Origin of the sequence: Rhodohalobacter sulfatireducens, from assembly GCF_022012475.1 — a bacterium.
Lineage (GTDB): Bacteria > Bacteroidota > Rhodothermia > Balneolales > Balneolaceae > Rhodohalobacter > Rhodohalobacter sulfatireducens.
In genome coordinates this window covers 114,535-135,872 of sequence record NZ_JAKLWS010000002.1, presented here as the reverse complement: position 1 = coordinate 135,872, position 21,338 = coordinate 114,535, and the positions used below count along the sequence as shown (strand labels likewise).

At 41.1% G+C, this 21,338-nt stretch carries 16 protein-coding genes; 1 reads left to right on the top strand and 15 read right to left on the bottom strand.

Annotated elements, in window-relative coordinates; translation table 11 throughout:
• Positions 1-20 precede the first annotated feature (20 nt).
• From L6773_RS02760 to L6773_RS02710, 11 genes are all read right to left on the bottom strand, one after another.
• Positions 21-1,163 carry an amidohydrolase family protein gene (locus tag L6773_RS02760; protein ID WP_237852321.1) on the bottom strand — a complete coding sequence of 381 codons (1,143 nt, stop codon included), beginning with the start codon at positions 1,161-1,163 and terminating at the stop codon, positions 21-23.
• Between the two features lie 17 nt (positions 1,164-1,180).
• On the bottom strand, positions 1,181-2,530 hold the full coding sequence (locus tag L6773_RS02755; RefSeq protein ID WP_237852320.1) for a Gfo/Idh/MocA family protein: 1,350 nt from the start codon (positions 2,528-2,530) through the stop codon (positions 1,181-1,183).
• Between the two features lie 511 nt (positions 2,531-3,041).
• The gene (locus L6773_RS02750; RefSeq protein ID WP_237852319.1) at positions 3,042-3,764 is read right to left on the bottom strand and encodes a hypothetical protein; all 723 of its coding nucleotides are present in this window, start codon (positions 3,762-3,764) and stop codon (positions 3,042-3,044) included.
• A 142-nt stretch (positions 3,765-3,906) separates the two neighbouring features.
• The gene (locus L6773_RS02745) at positions 3,907-5,475 is read right to left on the bottom strand and encodes a RagB/SusD family nutrient uptake outer membrane protein (protein ID WP_237852318.1); all 1,569 of its coding nucleotides are present in this window, start codon (positions 5,473-5,475) and stop codon (positions 3,907-3,909) included.
• 35 nt (positions 5,476-5,510) lie between these two features.
• Complete coding sequence (locus L6773_RS02740) at positions 5,511-8,444, bottom strand: SusC/RagA family TonB-linked outer membrane protein (RefSeq protein ID WP_237852317.1); 2,934 nt, start codon at positions 8,442-8,444, stop codon at positions 5,511-5,513.
• Positions 8,445-8,677: 233 nt separating this feature from the next.
• Positions 8,678-10,177 (bottom strand): FGGY-family carbohydrate kinase, encoded by a 1,500-nt coding sequence (locus tag L6773_RS02735; RefSeq protein WP_237852316.1) that lies wholly within the window; start codon positions 10,175-10,177, stop codon positions 8,678-8,680.
• Positions 10,178-10,214: 37 nt separating this feature from the next.
• Positions 10,215-11,222, bottom strand: a complete 1,008-nt coding sequence (locus L6773_RS02730) for a class II fructose-bisphosphate aldolase (RefSeq protein WP_237852315.1) — start codon at positions 11,220-11,222, stop codon at positions 10,215-10,217.
• Between the two features lie 25 nt (positions 11,223-11,247).
• On the bottom strand, positions 11,248-12,105 hold the full coding sequence (locus L6773_RS02725; RefSeq protein ID WP_237852314.1) for a hypothetical protein: 858 nt from the start codon (positions 12,103-12,105) through the stop codon (positions 11,248-11,250).
• Positions 12,106-12,158: 53 nt separating this feature from the next.
• Positions 12,159-13,541 carry a hypothetical protein gene (locus L6773_RS02720; RefSeq protein ID WP_237852313.1) on the bottom strand — a complete coding sequence of 461 codons (1,383 nt, stop codon included), beginning with the start codon at positions 13,539-13,541 and terminating at the stop codon, positions 12,159-12,161.
• A gap of 181 nt (positions 13,542-13,722) precedes the next feature.
• Positions 13,723-15,117, bottom strand: a complete 1,395-nt coding sequence (locus L6773_RS02715; RefSeq protein WP_237852312.1) for a Gfo/Idh/MocA family protein — start codon at positions 15,115-15,117, stop codon at positions 13,723-13,725.
• 56 nt (positions 15,118-15,173) lie between these two features.
• A complete protein-coding gene (locus L6773_RS02710) occupies positions 15,174-16,592 on the bottom strand; it encodes a Gfo/Idh/MocA family protein (RefSeq protein ID WP_237852311.1) in 1,419 nt (472 codons plus the stop codon).
• 323 nt (positions 16,593-16,915) lie between these two features.
• On the opposite strand from L6773_RS02710, the gene L6773_RS02705 reads away from it, so the two are divergent.
• Complete coding sequence (locus L6773_RS02705) at positions 16,916-18,013, top strand: amidohydrolase family protein (RefSeq protein WP_237852310.1); 1,098 nt, start codon at positions 16,916-16,918, stop codon at positions 18,011-18,013.
• Positions 18,014-18,036: 23 nt separating this feature from the next.
• Here L6773_RS02705 and L6773_RS02700 read toward each other — a convergent pair whose 3' ends face one another.
• From L6773_RS02700 to L6773_RS02685, 4 genes are all read right to left on the bottom strand, one after another.
• Positions 18,037-18,345, bottom strand: a complete 309-nt coding sequence (locus tag L6773_RS02700) for a hypothetical protein (RefSeq protein ID WP_237852309.1) — start codon at positions 18,343-18,345, stop codon at positions 18,037-18,039.
• Between the two features lie 23 nt (positions 18,346-18,368).
• Complete coding sequence (locus L6773_RS02695) at positions 18,369-19,397, bottom strand: carbohydrate kinase family protein (RefSeq protein WP_237852308.1); 1,029 nt, start codon at positions 19,395-19,397, stop codon at positions 18,369-18,371.
• A gap of 28 nt (positions 19,398-19,425) precedes the next feature.
• On the bottom strand, positions 19,426-20,316 hold the full coding sequence (locus L6773_RS02690; RefSeq protein ID WP_237852307.1) for a sugar phosphate isomerase family: 891 nt from the start codon (positions 20,314-20,316) through the stop codon (positions 19,426-19,428).
• 92 nt (positions 20,317-20,408) lie between these two features.
• Positions 20,409-21,323, bottom strand: a complete 915-nt coding sequence (locus L6773_RS02685; RefSeq protein WP_237852306.1) for a DMT family transporter — start codon at positions 21,321-21,323, stop codon at positions 20,409-20,411.
• Positions 21,324-21,338: the final 15 nt, after the last annotated feature.

Sequence of the window (21,338 nt, the reverse complement as noted above, 5' to 3'; positions counted from 1 at the left end):
ATTGAATTTTTTAAATCGACTTAGCCTTTGAATTCTGCGAATATTTTTAGAGCATTTTTGTTGTAGATTTTTTCTAACACATCATCCGGAAGGTATAAACCGTAAATTCTCCAGCGGCCTTGTCGATGGTGGCTTGGATCTGCATTGATATATTCGTCATCCGTTTCCAGGAATCGATAATAAACCCTGTAAGCCTCAACATTCGGAGCAGTATCAGTTCCAAAAAGCACCCTGTCCTGGTGTTTGATCATAAACTTACGGGCTGTATACGGCTGACGTCCCAACTCACTGATTCGGGCATCTATATCTACATACATATTCGGATATTTTTCTAACCACATGGATACTCTGCCCAACTCTTCCGGCAAGTTTGCCATATGAGTGGCTATGAATGTTGTATCCGGATGGCGTTCAAAAACACGATTTCGTTGCCGAAGCAGCTCTTCTTTCCCGGGAAATTCAGGCCCTGAAAATCCCCAGTCCGGATGTGCACCCAATTCATCGTAACGCTCGTTGTACCGGTCAATCGGGGTGAAAAATGCTTTTGGATCTGAGATGTGCATCAAAACAGGAATACCTAATTCACCGGCCCTCGCCCAAACAGGATCAAGACGTTCGTCATCCACTCGAATCAATTCTCCGCTCGCGTCCCTGTAGCGTAATCCAAGTGATTTAGACACCTTAATTCCCCGAAGTCCCGCTTCAACTGCTTGCTCAAGCCTGTCTGCTTCATCCTCACCATAATTAGGTTCATCAATTCTACTGTAATCTACCCGGTAGAATATGATGAATCGATCTTCGCCCACACTGTTTGAGACTTCCAGGTGCTCTTTGTAAAAGCCGTCTTCAGATCTTCCATCCAAACTCACAACTTTCCAAACTCCTACTTCATCCATTACGTCGAGATACTCCTGGGTTCTGTCCAGGTTTCGCAAATGGTTATGGATATCAATAACCGGGAATTTCGGTTTTTTGATAATCGTCTCTTCCACAACAAGCTGTGGTATGGGTTCCCAATCCAGCAACCTAAGATCACCCGTAACCTGTTCTTCGGTCAGTTTCGTTGATTTAGCCTGGGTTGAACTTGACCCAAGAAACCCTAAACCGGTGAGTCCTAATCCTGCCAATCCTGTTTTTTTTAGAAAATTTCTTCTGTTACTCATTTAATCATCCTCCTTAACTATGCTGTTGCAAGAATTGGTGTTCTGTTTTGCCATTTTCCACGAGTAAAATCAGGAAAATCTACCGGACGGCAACCTTCTGCTATCGACTGTTCCGTGACTGCTGAAACGGCACTACTTGTAACGGAATCATAGGTGTCTATATATGGTGAGGTATCGTTTCGGATCGCTTCAACCAGGTTTGTCCAGTTGATGGAAGTCTGTCGGTTTGAGCCTCCGTGGCCTCGAATTTCAACGACTCGTTCCGGTGGATCATAATTTTTCAGGATTGGTGATTCATACTCATCCCTGTATTTCTCAGCCGGTTCCCATTCATGTGATTCCGGACTTTGTCCTTCAACATAAATTCGATTGGTACCACGATCTCTCAGGTAGACGCCTTTGGTACCCTGGAAGCGATAGTTTCCTCTCGGGTGTGGAGTATTCGTATCGAAATTCAGGGTGATCATCTTGCCGTCAACCGTTCGAATCAGTGAAGCATTGTAATCTCCCTGCTTCATCTCTTTAGTAGCATATGGATGTTCTTTTCCATATTGATCGGCCGCATAGTCATTCAACATTACAGCTTTAGAACTCATAGAGATCAGGTAGTCAATTCGATCACCATGATTAATATCCAGGGCCGGCATGATCGTTCTCATCGGATGGTCCGGATAGAGATTCCCGTTTCTGTAGATGGAATGCCATAATCTCCATGGTTCCTCATCCGGGGCATGCTTCACAAATCGAAGATCGTGAATGTAACCACCTTCAGCATGAATCATATCACCCAGCAATCCCCGGCGAATCATATTTAAAAGAGTTACATCCGGAAAGCCACCTAATACAGTACTCGCCCAATTACCCGTACTTTCGTGGGTTTCAATAATTTCCCAGGCTTCATCCAGAGTAAGCATCAGCGGCACTTCACAGGCGGCATGTTTATCGTTATTCATAGCCGCAAGAACAATCGGGGCGTGCCATTTCCATGATGTTGAGCAGATAATAGCATCAAGATCTTCTTCCTCGCACATTTTCTTGAAAGCAGTTTCATCTTCATCCGCTCCATACAATGTTGGAGTTGGCTGACCGGATTCTTCAACCCATCGCTTAGCTGTATATAACCGCTCTGGTTTGATTTCGCATATCGCCGGAACCTGGACACCCGGAATTCCAAGAGCCGAACTTAGATGCCATTGGCCGCGTCCGCCTATACCAACAAAGCCAAGACGAACGGGACTATCCTGGTTCAAAACATTTTTTTTCTTTGCAAAGGAGATTTGTGATAAACCCATAGAAGTTAGCATTGCACCTCCCATTGCTGCCGATGAAATTTTCAGAAAATCCTTTCTGTCGAATTGATTGCTCATGCGATTACCTTTTAATTTAATTTGTAATGTTTTGATTAATCATTGAATACCCGAAAATCTTAAAGACCTATTGTTATCAAATCCGCTAAAAGACTTTATGGAGCCGTAGTAAAAATTAGCCATCCGGATTCTACCATATCACAAAACCCGGATGGCTTTTGGGCGCAACTATTCATTTTTCATTGACCGCCACTCCTTCTTCCTCCGAATTCCTCTTCAGCATTTAACTTTTTAATAAATTTGTTGTAATACATTGTTTCATTAAGTAATGAAAGTACAAAAATTTAAAAATCCAAATAAAAAAAGGGTATAATGTTTCATATTTTTATTTTTTACAAACAATCTTCTTTTTCAAAGCTTTTTATCTGAATATTTGGAATAAATTTGCTTTAACCTTAAATCAATATGCAATAGCAAGGATTAGGTGTGCTTAAGCTCTTTCGATTCATTTTTAATCACTCAATTTTTGCCTTATCAAAAGGATGATTAACTCTCTATATATCCCTTCTCCTTAAATACGTTCAACAGGCAAAACGATATACATCTGTTCTCTTATAATTATTTTATCGCTACTCAATCCCTTGTCGAGAATATCTCTGTAGATGTCATAGTAATCCGAAAGATCTAGGTTTTCAGGGGCTATGATAGTGTCCAGGATTCCGTTTGCATCCATATCTCTCATTACTATTTCAGTACCATCTTCATTTTGAATGATTGTGAATCGATTAAAGACAACTACTTCCTTCAAATAACCGTATACCATTCTTCTTCGAGATGTATAATCATTGTAACCTACCGTTTCAATTTTATAGGTTTGATTTGAGTCACTAAACTCAAATAATCTTAAATCGTTTTTGGAATCGAGATTACCACTCTCCAATGCCTGCTCAATTCCAATGTAGTATATTCTATTAGCTTCAGTTAGTGTTACCCCCCCAAGACGTAATTCATCTAGTTCTCCATCTGAATTTTCGTCAATTGCTTCTAAAACAACTTCTCCGCTATCACTGTGCCTCAGCAGCACATTCTCCAAAACCTCTTCTCCCTGTACTTTACTCACAATTTCGTAATCATCACCATCGTAATTAAATCTGAACGTTCGTTCATTATAGGATCGAAGTAAACTGCATCCACAAATCAGAAATAGCAACAGGGGAGAAACTCCTTTAATCATATTCGTGCTTTTTTTGGTGAGATTATTAACCCTGAGAATATCTATTTCGGTGATATTCATAATAGAAAGCTCTCTTATTTCTTGGCGATACCTGATCTTTCTGTAAAGATCAAATAAAGTAATTGTATTTTTTAAAAACTGTTTGATAAACAAAAAGGAGCATCCCTTTTATTGGAATGCTCCTTTTCTGATCCGCTACCTATTAAATTGGATTTTGCTGCAAGTTCGGATTCAGCGCAATCTCCTCTTCAGGAATTTGGAATATAATTCTGTTATGATCCCACGGAATATGCTGTATACCTTGTATACCTGTATATGGATCAACCGGTCCTCGGCTCAAATCAACACCGGGGTTTCCGGGAGCCAAGTGAGTTCCGGGATAATCTCTGAATAGATCCCGTTTATTACGAAATAGATCGTGGGCCCGATGACCTTCCATAAAGAGTTCTAAGCGTCGCTCCTCCAGAACAACATCTAGAACAGTGTCATGATCTCCCAAATTACTCAATGAGTACATACCGGCTTGAGGGATTTGAGCTCGCTCCCGCAACATATTTACAATATCGAGTGCAGCCTGATCTTGTCCCAGTTTTGCCAATGCTTCTGCTTTATTTAAGTAGACTTCCGAATATCGAATTAACTCGGGTGAGTTACCCATCTCCGTGCCTTCCTGGCAACAGAACTTTGTGACATAAAAACGTGGAAAACCATTTCTTTCAACATATTGGTATAATCCGTCATCTCGTCTTAGTGTATCACCGTTTACAATTTGATATTGTGGTTCAACGAATTGGCGTCGAACATCAGATGGCCACTTGTTGATCAGATCGCGATATGTTTTAGAGGCATAGTTTTCGCCCCAACCAGAGCCGGATGGTGATCGATAGATCATTGATCCAACACCGTGACTTCTACCATGATCATCCGCCGGCATAACGTGACGGATGGCAAAAATGGATTCAGATCTTGCATCAGCTACCGGGCTGAATGTGAAGTAATTTGGTAGTGTTTCTCCATCCACCAATTCATATCGGCCTGAACTGATAACCTGGTCGGCAGCTGAAATGGCATTCTGGTTCTCTTCCATATAAAGATATACTCGAGATAAGAGAGCCAAAGCAGCTTCTTTTGTACCGAAAGCACTTGATTTTTCAGAACCCATAAGGTTTGCCGCTTCTGTCAAATCTTGAACCAGGAAATCGTACACTTCACCCACAGTAGCCCGAGCTGGCTGAGCTTCAAGATCAGGCTCTCGCATAATAGGAACTCCGAGATTATCTCGACCGTGGCTATAGGGCCGGCCAAAAGCTGTAACAAGATGCAGTGTCATCAATGAACGAAGAAATTGATTTTCACCTCGCAACTGATCCAAATCAGGTGATTCGCCCGGAGTAATTGCTTCAATTACAGTGTTTGCATTATAAATTAACCTGTATCCCCGCCTCCACATGTTAGATGTATTCGGCATGTTGGGATTATGCAGATAATTGTAAGTAAGCATCATTCTGTTGGATGTGGTACCGCTGATCATCAGATCGTCTGATCGGTAATCACCCGGCTGATAAAGCATCATTACCAGGCCATACGTACTACGTGTCTCATCTTTGAGATAAGCGTAGTTACCCCTGGTTACATCTTCGATTCCCTGCACAGAACTAAGCGCCTGATCTACCGGGATACCGTCATACGGAGAGCGCGCAATATCACAGCTACTGAAGAACAGTATCAATGACAGCACTGCTGTTGTTAAAACTATTTTTAATTGTCTCATAGTTTTTTGTTTTCTGTTTTGATATTAAGATTCATTTAAAAGCCGAGTTCAATTCCGAATAGGAAGGTACGGGCAAGTGGATACGAACTGTCGTCCGAAGCTGCTGGATCTCTTCCCGGCCAGTCAGTAAATGTCACAAGGTTCTCACCATTCACATATAGAAGTGCATTGCGTAAACCTACAGCATTCATAAATGAGAGATCCTGAGGCAAGGTGTAGCTTAATCGTGCACTCCTTAATCGAATATAAGATCGATCATAAATGAAGAGCGATGATTCAAGGTGACCACTGTTATTTCCACCTACAACATTTGCAGGGAAGTGAGATTCGTCACCTGGTTGTTGCCAGTAACTTTCACCCGGTCTCAACTTACGGTAGTTCGTGGTAAGGTAAGCCCCAAAATCTATACCTGTATCATAATATCCTTTGGATCCAGACACGTATGTAAAGAAGGTGTCCAAACTAAAGTTTTTGTACTGGAATCTGTTACGGAGTCCACCACGGAAATCAGGAGTTGTAGCACTCGCCAGCTGCGGAGCTGCGGCACCATAATCCTCTGTAATCGATCCATCGGCATTGACCCACTGAGGAGCCCCTGTTTGCGAATTAACTCCATACCATTTTCTCAGATAAAAGGTATTTATATCAAAACCTTCTTCAATTCGGAAATCGCCGTTATCAATTGGCTGACCGTCATAAAGTTCTTTTACCCTGTTTTTGTTGGCTGAAAGTGTAAACGAAGTTGTCCAGCTGAAATCTCTACTCTGGATATTTTGTGTATTGATAGCTAACTCGATCCCTTTGTTTTCAACAGAACCAACATTTAAAATCCGGTCGTCGATACCGCTGGTTCCTGGTAGTGTTACATTCTGGAGAAGATCTTCATTGGTTCGCTGATAAACATCAATAGACATGTTTACCCTGTTATAAAGAGCCACATCAACTCCAAGGTTATAGGTTTTCGCAACCTCCCATGTAAGGTTTGAATTGGGAACACGCGATGGAAAACTTGCCGGAGTACCGATGTAATTACTCGTAAACGAGTATAGACCCTGGGCCTCGTAATTACCAATACTTGCATTCCCCGTTGTACCATAACTGGCACGAAGTGCTAATTGATCGATTGCATCTATATCAGCAAGAAATTCTTCCCGGCTAAGTACCCAAGAAGCACCTACAGAATAGAAATTACCATACCTATTTTCAGAACCGAATCGCGAAGATCCGTCTCTGCGGAATGATACCGTGGCAATATATTTTTCCATATACTCATACTCAGCCTGAGCTAAATAGGATTGAAAAGCACTTTCGCCAATGTCTCCGCCTACATCAAAAGGTACTGCAGCAGCGTCGGCAATGGTTAAGCCCGGCGCCAACCCGCCACCCAGAAAATTGGTGAATTCAAATCGGTTTTCCTGATACTCAAAACCAACCAATCCACTCAATGAACTGTTTGCCCAACCTTTGTTCATACTCAATAAGTTGGATGTAAGAACTGATGTAGACCGATCGGTTTCGTTTTCAACAGAACCATTTCGGCCACCACCGGCTGCTGATCGAGCATCAAGAAAGATCTCCTGGCGCCCATCTCGTTGAGAGTAACGATTCGAACTACTTATGCTGGCCCAATTCGTAAGATTATATTCGAGACGTAGATCAGCTGAATAAAATGAAACTTTGTCGATATCAGTATTCCACTGCATTCCATGAAGTGGATTTTCTGAATCCCGCGAATACCAGTCCGATTCAGTACCTGTTCGTACGGTTCCATCTTCATTATACGGAGTATCCCAAGGAAGAGCTCTACGTGAAAATGTTAAGATGGTATAAGGATTACCTGTCACAACATTATCGCGCACACCGTAATTACCGGCCACTCGTGCATCCACCCGTAGATCTTCATTAAAGTTGTGTGTTACATTCACACGACCTGAAATTCTTTCATAATTCGTTCCGATGTTTGTTCCTTCTTCCTCGAAAAAATTACCGGATATAAAAAATGTAGTCGATTCATCACCACCCGAAACGGATGCATCGTACATTTGGGTGATTCCTGTATCAAATCCTACATCCCGCCAGTTGGTATTGTATTGAGTAACCTCAGAACGATTATAGAAAGGACCAACCTCGGCACTAACCATATTTTGGTGAAAATCGTACAATTCCTGCGAATTCATCCATTCTTCATTTCCTTCAAGAGTTGTACTATATCCTCGGGAAGAACGAAGTGTTATCCGAGTATCACCGGCACGACCTTTCTTTGTTGTAATAACCACTACACCATTCGATGCTCGTGAACCGTAAAGAGCAGTTGCGGCTGCATCTTTCAATACACTGATCGATTCAATATCTGTAGGAGCTACAGCATCTCTTTCACCGGCACCTGCAATAACTCCGTCAATAACATATAAAGGAGAAGAACTTGCAGATATCGAACCGGTACCTCGAATCAAAATATTTGAATTTTGACCGGGCCGTCCACTGGATTGCTCAACAACTACACCAGCCATCTGACCTTCTAACGCTTCGGTTGGATCGTTAGTTGTAATTGCCTGGAGGTCTGCTTCGCTAACCTGTACGACTGAGCTGGATACTTCACGTTTGGACACAACTGTGTAACCCATTACAACCAGTTCATCTAAATTCTGAACACTTTCAGCGAGTACCACGTCAATGACTTCTCTGTCATTTACCGGTATATTCTGTGTTACAAATCCGATGTACGAAAAACGAAGTGTTGCATCTCCTTCCACTTCTATTTCATAAACTCCATCCAAATTTGTCACAGTCCCTTGCGTTTGCCCTACAACAGAAACGTTTACACCTGGTAAGGTTTCACCTGTTTGCGTTGATGTCACAGTTCCCGTAACAGTAACTAACTGAGCATGAGTTGTCGTTGCTAACAACAGCACCAACAAAACCGAACTGAGCCCCCACCTTAGCAGTAAGGAATGTATTTGTTTTCCCATATTTACACCTTTTAAAGATTAAGTAAGAAATTTTAAGCAAATGAAATCTGCTCGTAATTTATATAAGGAATAAAAATACAAATAATGTAAAAAGCAAAATATCAATGTTATTTTTATTTATTTTTTTATCTAAAAGCCTAAATAAATTAGCTTTCATAAATTCGGAGAAAGAAATGTAAGTAATGGAAGGGCTTTTATAGTAAAATTTTCAAATACTTAACGAATACTTATCATTAAGTAGAAATCATCTCTTTCAAAGAAAAATACAGTCTTTTATAAGAGGAGAATTTCGACTGGTATTCTTCTTCATATTTTTTATTGGGAATAATCGTTTTTCTGGGTTTTACCCACTCTTTCGCAATGTCAAACAGAGCAGTGCTTTCAAAAGCAGAATAAGCAAGCATTGCTGAACCATAACAACCTGTTTCTCTGACACTTAAAACCTCTATATCTCTCCCTATTATATTGGCTTTTAGCTGGACCCACTTCAACGACTTTGCCCCTCCTCCTACTGCTCGAAATCTTTTAATTTTGTATCCGGCATTTTCTAAGATCTCAAGGTTTACCTTCATCTCATACATGACTCCCTCAAGTAATGCTTGCAGTATTTCAGATCTTTTCGTTCTTAGCCTTAATCCATAAATAGTTCCTTTCGTTTTCCTGTCGAAGTGCGGTGTGCCGGATGTTGTGAAATAGGGCAGGACCAGCAGATCGGTTGGTGTAAGATCAATTTGATTTAGCAGAAGGGTATAATAATCCTTTTCATTTGTTTTTGCTTTTTCTTTTTCTTGCTGACCAAATTCCCGGGCGAACCAATGTAGAATATTCCCGCCGGTTAAATGGTATGCAATACTCGAGTAGCTGTCCGGGAGTACGTAGTCATATGTACATAGATTATTGAGCATAAGCTTCTCATTAAAAATCGGTTTATTAAATGCTGCTGTTATGCATTCTACCGTACCAGTTGCCAACATGGCAACTCCCTCTTTTGTAACTCCCGCACCAAGCGCATTACATCCCTGGTCATGGCCTCCACTTACAATTATTGTATCATTGGATAGTCCTATCTTACTGGCCACTTCCGCTGAAACATACCCTGCGATTGAGCCTGATTGTTGTGGAGTTGCTAATTTTCCAGGTTCTAATTCTATTTTCTCCAAAATTTCATGACTCCAGTTATGCTTTTGTACATCGAACATCATGGTTCGGCCTGCTAATGACCAGCTTATAGTTGGTTCTACCCCCAGAAATAGTTGCAATAAATCCTCAAAACAGAGAAAATATCGTGCTTTCTCCCATATCTTCGGCTTATTCGATTTAAACCAAAGCAACTTAAACAGGGTGAAAATGGGTTGAGCGGTATGGCCAGTTATCTCATAAAGTCTCTGTTCTCCAATCTCATCCACTAAAGGTTCGATATAGGGTGCCGACCTGGTGTCTGACGAAATCATTGCATTACTTAAAATTTCTCTGTTTGAGCCGACCGCTGTGAACGCTTCCCCCTGGCTGCTAATACTCAATGCCTTAACTGATCCCTTTTCAATTAGATCAGTACATTCACGAATCGATTCGAAGCATTTTTTTATAACTTCACCAGAATTTAACTCTGCCGCTCCCCCCTTTGAAAAGACAACCTCGTAAGGCCTTCTTGATTCAGCCATGAGTTCTCCCTTTTCATTATATACGGCTGCTTTGCATCCACTTGTCCCTATGTCTATTCCAAGAAAATTCATGGTTGGCTAACTTTTCTTTTTTTAAAAACGGCTTTTGTTATCTATACCAAAGTTTTAAATAGTGAGTTATTATTTCTTTCATTTTTCTAAATATGATCTCCTGTCTATATAGGGTTGTAAAGTATTTAATGGACTGCGTGTCCTGGAAGTCAACAGGTTCTGCTAAAATTTTATCGGCTATTAATGTCTTTGTCATTTCAGGTCCAACTACTTTTGCTGAATTTTTAACCATCTCTTCAAATAATGCCTTTGTACTTTCCCTCTCCAAAGCCGTCCACATGTTAACTTTACAGATACCATCCTCATAAAGATTAGCCAAATGCTTTTTTGATACAGATGAAGAGCCGTGTAAACAGAGAACTTTTCCAATTTGATTTGATATCTGTCTTGCCGACTCACCATGATATTTCAAAGTCGATTTTTTCGACCTGTGTTCAGTCCCCAGATTTGGTACAAGAATATCAATACCGGTTTCATTTTGATATCTCACTGCCACCTCTGGAGTTGTAAGCCCTAACGGATCATTCATTCCCCCACTTTTCTGTATTTCGTCACATGCTCCTTCAATCACAATTTCTTGCCCAAACTGCTCAACAAAAGCGGCTGTTTTTCTTATGTTTTCCTCAAACGGCAGTGTGGATGCATCATACATGATGGAGGAAAACTGGCTCATATCCCATCCAAGCAGATCTCTGTCTTCATCCCAGATGATATGATCGAGGTGAACCATCACGCGAAGGTGTTCAAAAGCAGACCCTTTATCTGTCAGGACTTTCAGATCTTGTAAGAATAGCTTTAATCCAATATCCCAACGCTTTGTATGCGTGTAGTAAACAGCTTGTGGGCGATCCTTATAAGTATTTGTGATTCCAACAATAATCGGGAGATTGTTAATACCAATAAATTCCCCATACTCAGAAACCGCACTCAAAATTGCTTCGGTAGTTGTTAAATTTTCCGAGTTGAAGGTCGGTAAAACCCATTTTTTCTGCCTGGTGTAATCATAAACATCCAGTACGTCTGCCCGATCTAAAATTAGTGGCATATACCTCCTTTATATTGGCGACCTATTACTCGAAATCCAGCGACCAGACAATATCCCAGGATTTCATATCCCCCGGTTCAACCCATTGGGAACGCCCTTCCTCCACTGCCTCTTCCAGTTTGCTTGATGACCCGGGAATCGGTTCAAAAGCACATTCATCTCTCCTGCATCCATCTTCATCGGGATACCCAAGGTGATTCCACCAAATTCCGATAGAAGTGAATAGATCATTAGGGTATTTCATCTGGACTCTCAGACCATTTATATACGTCCAATGAATTGAACTCTCTTCCGGACTATGCAAATACAGCATATATGTTTCTCCTTTTTTTCTTGAAAGAAGAAAAACACTGAGTTCATTTGATGTTGTAAGATCAAGTTCTTCTCCAGACTCACTGTAAAGTGAAGCAAAATCTGGAAACTGCAGAGTCTTTATTTCAGTCAATTTGATGAGCGGATGAATAATATGTTGGAACGGCAAGAGTTCCTCCCCCTTGTTTTGCAAATTGAAACTCCAGGTTAGCTGCGATTCCCGGAAATGAAGAGTTCTCTGAAAGTGAATGGGAAGAACTTCACTATCAACAGAAAATATAATTTTGTCTGATTCTATATCCGCTTTCCACTTCAACCAACACAATTCACCGTGATCAGGAATGGTCCAATCCAATCCCGGATAGTTGCTGACTTCCACAGACGGGAAACAATCATCATATCCATAGACGGGACGAGTTTCATACTCACCATAATCTTCAGAAGGGGGAGTGAACTCTCTTGGCTTCGTTGTGAGTAGATCAGATCCCTGATAACACAACCTGCTTAATCTCGCACCATCCTCAAGGTCGTACTCAACCAACCAATGTCCACTTTCAAAAAATTCTTTCATCCATTCAGTCGATTTGAGTTACAGGTTACCAGGGGTAATTACCTGTTTATCATTCAGAGAGCAATCGCTTTAATATCAGTCAGATCGCAAAATGCAATTAACTCTTCATATAGTTGTTCTCCATATCCCAACACGGCATACTCATTGTTCCAGGACTGCAAAAGCTGATCAATATCACAATGGGCAGTAGCGAATGCATGCGGCCAAAATGGAATACCTGATTCACTTTTCCGCTCTTCAATCTCTTCTTTAGATGGTTCAAATACAGAACATTTTGTAATAACCATCTCAAATTTGCCTTTATTCCTCCCAAGTCTTGCAATCACACCTTCACCGGGTTTACACACGAGTTTAACGGAAAGTCCGCCTGCCTCTCCTTCGGTTGGAATTCCATGCTCAGCAAAACCTGCGGGTCCAGCTTCTCCCGCCAGCGACGGTGGACAGGCTCCATCACCGATAATTTTTATTTCATTGTTTGATTTATCGATATGCTGAAGGTCTCCATAGTAGATCGGATCTTCACTCAAATCATTGAGCAGGCGAACCGTAAGTAGTGTATTAAAATCACTGAGGGTTGAAGTGGCTACACGGTCATTCAACATCATACTTTGGGCAAAACACGTAGCGCTGTAATCATCACCAAGCCCGGGAAATGATTGGATGGTATACATATCCCAATTTTCTTTTTCCTTCATCTTTTTCAAGGCAATATACAGTCGAATGGATCGTGAAGACACTTCGTCGTCCGGAATCGGTTCAGAAAAATAGGTTTGAATGGCCTCACGAGCTCGATTTACCTCATCATCATTAATCTCTTTTGCAATATCCAGTAGTTCCGTCGTATCACGGGAATCGATATCGATGCCGAATTTTCGCATCCACTGCGAAGGATCTGCCACCCCGCACGTTTGGCCCATTCCACGCCCACCAAAAACCCCGGCCGTATTCAGATTCAACCTGTTTTTTATATGACTTGCCCTGCAATAGGACACAATACGATCAATCTCTTTTGGGTCCTCATGACTACCATACACAAAACGGTGTTTAATGCCTACCTCTTTCAATGCCCCCTGGATCACAAATCCACCAACCGGACGCCATCCCTGTGAGCCGGGGTGTGTCCAGACAACAATACCTTTTCCGGAAGCAGAAAAATCCCGGATGGGGCCAATCATATGTGCAGCCCAAACCCATGTGCCGGAAAAGAGAACAAGGGCATCAATATCATCTCTTTTCTTAAAATCAGAAAAACATTCAATAGCCTCTGTTTTCGAGGCGACGACAAGATCGTATTCAATCAATTCCAATCCGGCATTTTTGAGCTTAGCTTTTGACCGGTTAATCAGTTCTTCGTCTATAAACGGTTGACCCATTGGGTCTTTCAGGCCATCTTTGTGAACACCATAAACTATAAACCCGATTTTTGTTTGTGACATGTTTTTAGGCTTATTTAAAAGATTTTCTTATTGCACTAACCTGATTCATCTGTCTATCGAACGAAATCAAACGAATTGAAAAAGAGTAGAATAGGTATAAAAGAAAATGAGGCCACACACTTCCTTGAATGTGGCCTCACTTTTGGGATTTATATATGTTGTCCGTACATATAGATTTACCCTAAACAAATTGAGTAGTGCCGCCTCTTTCCAACTCAATATCCATAATTGGCTTATTCGTTCTCCAGGAACCTGAAGTAAAATCCGGAAAATGAATCGGTGTTGCTTCATTAGCAACCGACCATTCGCTGAGCATTATTACGGAGCTCCATGAAGCGGCATCGTAAACATCCATCTCCACAGGAATTCCATTTCGCAGGCAGTCAATCAGGCGCCATGTCATGAGCGAATCCATTCCACCGTGCCCCCCCATGCGTCTGGCCATTTCACCTGCCGTTTTAATAATTTCAGGCTTATATTCTTCCATAACAGCATCGAACTCTTCCTGTTCAAGCCAACCATCGTGACTATTTGCTATTTTTTCTTCAGGATATCCTCTGGCAATTCCTTCCGTTCCACTCAGTAAATGAATTCGTGAGTAGGGTCGAGGTGAAGTTACATCGTGCTGCAGCATGATGGTCCGTCCATTGAAAGTTTTAATGATGCTCGTGTTCATATTTCCACGAAATTCATTATCAACATAATCCTCAAAGAATGAGTCCGATTCAGCGAGTTCACGGGTTCTTTTCTTCATCATAAAATCATCGCTGGAAACGGAGACCATGTACTTCATCTGGTCACCATAGTTGATTCCCATACTTTGCGCGATACTGCCCAGTCCATGCATTGGGTACAGGTTCCCATTACGGGTTGCATTTTCACGGAATCGCCACATTTCATGGTATCCATCTCTTGTAAAATTGTGACTCATCAATTGATGGATATAAGCACCTTCACCGTGAATCAGTTCACCAAAGTAGCCCTGTCTTGCCATGTTAAGGGTGGTCAATTCGAACTCACCATAGCAGACATTCTCTAAAATTACGCAATGCTTTTTAGTACGTTCAGAGGTTTCTACCATTTTCCAGCATTCTTCCAAACTCTGAGCTGCTGGAATTTCTGTGGCCGTATGCTTTCCATTTTCCATGGCATAGATACAGATCGGGGCATGTAAATGCCAGGGTGTGGCATTCACGACTAAATCAATATCATCTCGTTCGCAGAGCTCTTTCCACGCATCATCACTTCCTGTGTAGGTGTCTACAGGTTCATCAAAATCTTCGAGCATCCGATTTAATGCGCCTTCGTCAACATCGCAAATAGCCCTTATCTCAGTTCCTTCAATACTTCGAAGCCTCCTGACATGCCCTCTTCCTCGGCTTCCAACACCAATAAAACCAATTCGAACCAAATCGATTGGAGGTGCTGCGTAGTTGTTCATATTAAAGACCTGTTCATGATCTTTCTTAAATTGATTAGGTCCTTTTTCCTTGCCATTTCCAAAAGCACTCAAACCGGTTAGCCCGAGTGTTGCAAGTCCGCTTTTTTTGAGAAAATCTCTACGATTGAAGCTCATATCGTCAATATTTGTTTAATTGAGGTTACTTTTAAATATTTTTAAAATATTCACTACTAAATGATGTTTGTCGTTGCCCCTCGCCGAAGCTCAATATCCATTCCTCGTTCATTTGTATTCCAGGATCCTGATGTAAAATCCGGAATCGCTACGGGTTTTGAACCATTGGTTACAGACCATTCACTAAGAGGTGCCATAGCACTCCACAAAACACCATCGTAAACAGACATATCCAGTGGAATTCCGTTGTGTAAGCAATCGATCAATCTCCAAAGCATCATGGTATCCATTCCGCCATGGCCGCCCACCTGCCTTGCAAGATCTCCAACCTGCTTGCTGATCTCAGGGGTGTACTGTTCCTGCAGGTCTGAAAATTCTTCATCCGGAAGCCAGCCATCGTGGTTTTTGGCTACACGGGGTGGCCTCGCCTGGGCTACTCCATCGGTACCACTTACCAAATTAAAACATATTCCGGGGCGTGGGGATGTTACATCATGCTGAAGTAAAATCGTTCGCCCCATGTGGGTTCGAATAATGGTGGAGTTTATATTTCCGCGAAACTCTTTATCGACAAACTGTTCAAAAAATGGATCTTCAGCCGCAAGTTCTTTGGCCCTCTCACCCATCATAAAATCATTACTTGATACCGAAACCAAATAACTCATCTGGTCTCCACAATTGATATCCATGATATTACAAATAGTCCCCAATCCATGGGTCGGATATAAATTTCCATTGCGCGAAGCATTTTGCCGCAATCGCCACATATCATGATATTGAGTCTTGGAAAAATTCAGGTGTCTCAGATCATGTATGTAAGCCCCTTCTGCGTGAATAATCTCACCGAAATATCCATCTCTAGCCATGCCTAATGCCATCATATCAAAATCCCGGTAACAGGGATTCGAAAGCATCATGCAATGTTGGCGGGTTCGCTCTGAGGTTTTTACTAATTCCCAACAATCGTCTATGGTTGTAGCAATCGGTACCTCAGTAACAACATGTTTACCCTGTTCCATAGCATAAATGGCCATGGGTGCATGCAGATCCCAGGGAGTATTTACAATAACCAAGTCAATATCATCTCGCTCGCACAGCTCCATCCAAATATCTTCGGTTCCGGCATAAATTTCCGGTGAATGAGATAAAGGAGATTCACTGTTGATTCGCTCTAAAGCTGACTGCGCTGCTTCTTGTTGCAGGTCACATAGAGCTTTAATTTCAACCCCTTCAATTCGGGTTAAACGCGCAGTAGTTCCGGTACCTCTTCCACCAAGTCCAACAATCCCGACACGAACCGTTTCGATGGGAGGGGCAGCATAACCAGACATATTAAATACTTGTTCGTAGTCTGTTTGAAATGGTTTTTGAATAGCAAATTCATCCTCAAACGATGAAACTCCTATCCCAAAAAATCCCAAGCCGGCGATCCCTGCCTTCTCAATAAAATCTCTTCGGTTGCCATTTTCACTCATAAGTCTTTCTTACATCTGGAATGCGTATTGAGGATCGATAATACATTCTATGATTTTTCATTTACTTCTTCAGGTACCATAATCAAAAGAGTGAAAATGAAAATACTATTACTTCAGATACCTTTTGGTATGACATAGTTATCTTAATTCCTGATTATTCTAAATAATTCGACCAGTAAAAGCAAGTGAATAGTTAAAAAACGAAAATTTATTTTTCAATAATACTCGGAAATAAATAGATTAGAAAAGTTATACGAAAGAAAAGTATGCTTACTTGTTCTTTTTTCTTTTATCTGCTCTAACACTATAATCTTACTCTCCCTATGATGGCTCAAAGCAAATTTACCATACTCTGCATCCAGTTTATAATCATATTTCTGCTTTTAGGGTGTAGTGATCCAGAAGGTCAGTTTTACACACTCGCTGATTTTGAAAGTATTGATAAGATTGATACACATGTTCATATCAATACCAATCATTCCGCATTGCCGGAAGAAGCTGAGAAGAATAGCTTTAGAATTATTACGGTTAACGTGGGCTCACCAAGCTATCCACCCATACGTGAACAGCAGGAAATTGCCCGTAATCTGAAACGTCAATTCCCGGAAAGAGTAGAATATTTAACCACCATTCCAATGGAGGATTGGAATAACTCTGCAATTTGGCAAAATAATGCTACATCGTACCTGGATGAATCTTTCCAGTATGGAGCTCTTGGTGTAAAAGTTTGGAAGAACATAGGGATGGAGTTTAAAAATGATGATGGTGAATTTATGATGATTGATAATCCTCAGTTCGATCCTCTCATCAATTATATTCAGGATCAGAATAAACCATTACTGGGGCATATTGGTGAACCTTACAGCTGCTGGCTGCCACTTGAGGAGATGGAAGTTAGATTCATCAGGAATTATTACGAAAATAATCCCCAATATCATATGTACCTACATGCCGAGAATCCGTCTTATGAAGAGATTATTGAATCGCGGAATAATATGCTCGACAAGCACCTCAACTTGAGTTTCGTTGGCGCCCATTTAGGAAGTATGGCCTGGAGCCTTGACATGATGAGCGAACATTTGGACAAGTATTCCAGCATGGTTTTTGATATGGCTCACAGAATTACACTTCTTCAACACTTAACTCAAAAAGACCGGGAAGCTGTTCGAAACTTCTTTATCAAGTACCAGGATCGTTTTGTTTACTCAACGGACTTACAGCATCACGCTAATTCTGATCCTGATGCCGTTCGTGAACTAGCAAATAACACGTGGAGACAAGACTGGGAATACTTTGTTACAGATAACGAAATGGTAAACACAGAGGTAAATGATAGATCTTTTCGGGGTTTAAAACTGCCAAAAGAAGTTGTTGATAAAATTTACAGGGTGAACGCTGAAAAAGCTTATCCGGGTATTTAAGTAATGCAGTTACTTAATAACGTTTATTCAAATACTTTGTAAAATTCGATCTTCACCTGTTCAAAAAATGGAGACTGCTTTTTGAACAGCATCTCGTGTTCAGCATCTCCGGAGAAAAAATCCAGGGTTTTATAAGCTGTTTCTATGTCCGGAAAATCGCACTCCCAGATAATTGAATTGCAAGGTTCACTTCCTGAAATTGGCAGAAGTCGTTTCCCATTAGGATAGTCTGGCCTGGAATCCTCAAGATGAGCAAAGAGCTTTTCTAATTGCAGGAATTGCCGTTCTTTTGTTACATCAAACCGTTGAATAATCCGCATTCTAATTGCCATTTATTTATGCTCCATTACGTTAACTATTCTTGTATTCTAAGACTTATTTTTTGAGTTTGGGCAAATTTTATAAGAGTTCTCCTGCTAACCTCATGATGAATGGTATGATTTGAGGTTACAGAATATGCAGCGAGTAGAGCCCCGATACGTTGGGCTTCATGAAATGTTGACCCTGTTGATATTCCTGTTAAAACTCCTGCAAAATATGCATCACCAGCCCCGGCTGTATTGAATACTTTTTTTGGTTGAAATGCATTAAAATACTCTAAAGAATGGCCGTCCCAAGCCCAACTTCCATTGCTGCCATCAGTCACCGACAAATATAATCCAGGATAATTTTCTTTTGAATAGAGAACAACCTTTTCAACAACTTCGCTTGACGATTTTAGCTTGTTGACCGAACCAATTAAAGCTGCTGCCTCATCTATATTAATTGCCAGGTAGTCAACCTTATTCAGAATATTTGAGTCAAGTACGGAAAGCATTTCTTCCGTAGTGAATGATGCTGCACGGAAAAATTTATATTCTGTTGCCAGCTGAAGTAGTTCAAAACGAGTCTCAAGGGGTACTTCCGGAACAGCAAGTGCTATTCCTTTTTTAACATTCTCAGAAAACAAATACTTAGTTTTTGTAATATCGTCCGGCCTTGTTTTTGAACATGCCGAATTGCTTGTTGTTAAATTGCCACCACTTCCATCTGGGTATAAATAACAGAATGAAAACAGGGTATCTTCCCCCTTCTCAACCCGCACATAATCGGTGGACATCCCCACGGTTCGCATTTCTTTTAGAAGTTGATTTCCGACAGAATCATCTCCTATTCTGCCTACTGGAAAAAGATCTATTGATTCCTCCAAAAAAGATTTAATGTAATGGGTGATGATGTGAAGTTTACAATAATCTTTTTGATCCAGGAACACGCCGCTTCGGCTCTCTTCTCTTCCAAGCGTATGATTTTCATTCAACCGAAAAAATGAACCTGAGCCTATGCCACCTGTTCCAATAAGAACACGAAATCTTTTGCTGTTGATATGTAGGTGAAGGGTGTCCAATAAATTTCATGCTTAATTTCTAATGTGCTTAAAATCCCAAATCCCATTCAGGATGAAGACTCACCGGGTGTTTTGCCGTTTCAGCCGTGGCTGTCAGCAAAGCATCCTGATGCTCTTGAAGTAAAGTGATCGGGTACTCCGGTGTTAATTCGCTAAATAATGCAACTCTCAATGCCGTCTGTTTCCACGCTCCTGTATCGCTAAACAAGCGGATTTTTTTTGCGCTCAAACACTCCTTCATTCCTAAGGTCACAGACATGGGGGGCACAAATTGATAAGCAGTTCCAAAGGTTCTCTGGGCGAGTGCAATCATAGTATCTGCATTATTTTCCTGGATTCGAATTGAAGAGTTTTTTAATTGCTCCACAGTGATCGCACTAAAAGGTTGCCTTCTCGCCTGATTATAAGCAACATGGCCATCTTGCCCCCATCCTCCATAGGTTATATCAATGGGTTGTACCTCAATTCTCTGCTTCACTTCCTCTATGTTATTTGCCGTCAGCCATACTCTTTTTTCTTCAGGCACAGATAAACTGGGATCCACAGGATCGTAAAATTTTTTCTCCATTTCGCTACGAAAATTATATGGATGAGATTTTGGCAATTCATGTCCCTCCCAATCAAGGCATTCATCCATATGGAAAACAGTTACATTCTCGAGATTCACTTTCTCTTTGTTAACTAAATTCGTGAACGGCTCATACCAGCAACTCGGTCCGCAGGGAATAATAGCTCTCGTCTCTTTCCCCTCACTGTTATTAAACTCAATTACATCTAACAACTCACTGGCCATCAGTTGACCCATACTTACTGAATCCGAGGTCAATCTAAAAGGAATCTTTTTGTGAGGATGTGATTCCAGGTTATCGTATGGAACCTTGCACCATTCATATAAACTTTTTTTTGATAATTGACTCATTAAAATCCTCCGGTTATAGGATTTGAGAAGATTTTTGATATATAGATTCCCTGCTTTTCTCAATTACAGCGAACTATATTGCTGAATTATTATTATTGAGACTCCTCCATCGCAGCTTCTTCTCTCGTCATTAAGTAGATGGCGATAAAAGCAACAAACATTCCTGTCATTATTATAGGATGAGGAATTAACGCATAGATAATCAGTGATAGAATAACTGTAACTACAGGGGCCGATGCATTCATTAAAGGCACAACGATAATCGCTTTTCCATACCGCAAAGCGAGTGCAAAGAAAAGAAATCCAACCGCATTCAAGCTTTGGATCACAAAAGCAGAATACATTCCTGATAGACCCCAGTTTATATTCTGCGATAAGTCTGTCATCAAATAGGCAATGGGCAACAATACAATGGAACTAACCATGCAATAGAAAACAATACTTTCTGCTTTCATGCTCCCAGCTTCACTAACACTGCTTGCATATTTAATGATGAAGGCCTGGGCACCCCACATTGCAGAAATAAGCAGTGCTATCAATAGCCAGCTGTAATTTGTATTTCCAATGGCATCCGGTTCTTGATATGAAAGCATTAGAATCGCAAAGAGAGCAAGGAAAATTCCGATCCATGCTAATCTGCTGGCTCTTTCCCTAATAATTAGAACAGACAGCAAAATGGTAATAGCCGGATTCAGTGAAATGATTGGGAAAAACAGATATGCTGGCGAACTTATCAGAGCTTGAAACAAAATAAGCTGACCGCCACATCCTAGTAATCCGGCCAACATACCATAAAATATAGATTTTCCATCGGAGTCGAGTTCCCAATTATTCCTGTAGAGCGCATAAATTGAAACAGGAATTAAAACCATGGACCATGCCATGTAAGATAATGTGGCTGGAAATCCCGCTTGTTCAGGAATTTCAATGAATGCGCCCCACGTTCCCCACAAAACGGTTACAGATAGGGCGTAAAATAACCACGGTTTGGGTTTCCCGACAGACATAAAATTATAAAGTAG

What these genes read in the sequence shown, in the direction of transcription:
- L6773_RS02760 (WP_237852321.1), bottom strand. Translation starts at nt 1,163, where the DNA reads ATGAGTAACAGAAGAAATTTTCTAAAAAAAACAGGATTGGCAGGATTA.
- L6773_RS02755 (WP_237852320.1), bottom strand. Translation starts at nt 2,530, where the DNA reads ATGAGCAATCAATTCGACAGAAAGGATTTTCTGAAAATTTCATCGGCA.
- L6773_RS02750 (WP_237852319.1), bottom strand. Translation starts at nt 3,764, where the DNA reads ATGAATATCACCGAAATAGATATTCTCAGGGTTAATAATCTCACCAAA.
- L6773_RS02745 (WP_237852318.1), bottom strand. Translation starts at nt 5,475, where the DNA reads ATGAGACAATTAAAAATAGTTTTAACAACAGCAGTGCTGTCATTGATA.
- L6773_RS02740 (WP_237852317.1), bottom strand. Translation starts at nt 8,444, where the DNA reads ATGGGAAAACAAATACATTCCTTACTGCTAAGGTGGGGGCTCAGTTCG.
- L6773_RS02735 (WP_237852316.1), bottom strand. Translation starts at nt 10,177, where the DNA reads ATGAATTTTCTTGGAATAGACATAGGGACAAGTGGATGCAAAGCAGCC.
- L6773_RS02730 (WP_237852315.1), bottom strand. Translation starts at nt 11,222, where the DNA reads ATGCCACTAATTTTAGATCGGGCAGACGTACTGGATGTTTATGATTAC.
- L6773_RS02725 (WP_237852314.1), bottom strand. Translation starts at nt 12,105, where the DNA reads ATGAAAGAATTTTTTGAAAGTGGACATTGGTTGGTTGAGTACGACCTT.
- L6773_RS02720 (WP_237852313.1), bottom strand. Translation starts at nt 13,541, where the DNA reads ATGTCACAAACAAAAATCGGGTTTATAGTTTATGGTGTTCACAAAGAT.
- L6773_RS02715 (WP_237852312.1), bottom strand. Translation starts at nt 15,117, where the DNA reads ATGAGCTTCAATCGTAGAGATTTTCTCAAAAAAAGCGGACTTGCAACA.
- L6773_RS02710 (WP_237852311.1), bottom strand. Translation starts at nt 16,592, where the DNA reads ATGAGTGAAAATGGCAACCGAAGAGATTTTATTGAGAAGGCAGGGATC.
- L6773_RS02705 (WP_237852310.1), top strand. Translation starts at nt 16,916, where the DNA reads ATGATGGCTCAAAGCAAATTTACCATACTCTGCATCCAGTTTATAATC.
- L6773_RS02700 (WP_237852309.1), bottom strand. Translation starts at nt 18,345, where the DNA reads ATGGCAATTAGAATGCGGATTATTCAACGGTTTGATGTAACAAAAGAA.
- L6773_RS02690 (WP_237852307.1), bottom strand. Translation starts at nt 20,316, where the DNA reads ATGAGTCAATTATCAAAAAAAAGTTTATATGAATGGTGCAAGGTTCCA.
- L6773_RS02685 (WP_237852306.1), bottom strand. Translation starts at nt 21,323, where the DNA reads ATGTCTGTCGGGAAACCCAAACCGTGGTTATTTTACGCCCTATCTGTA.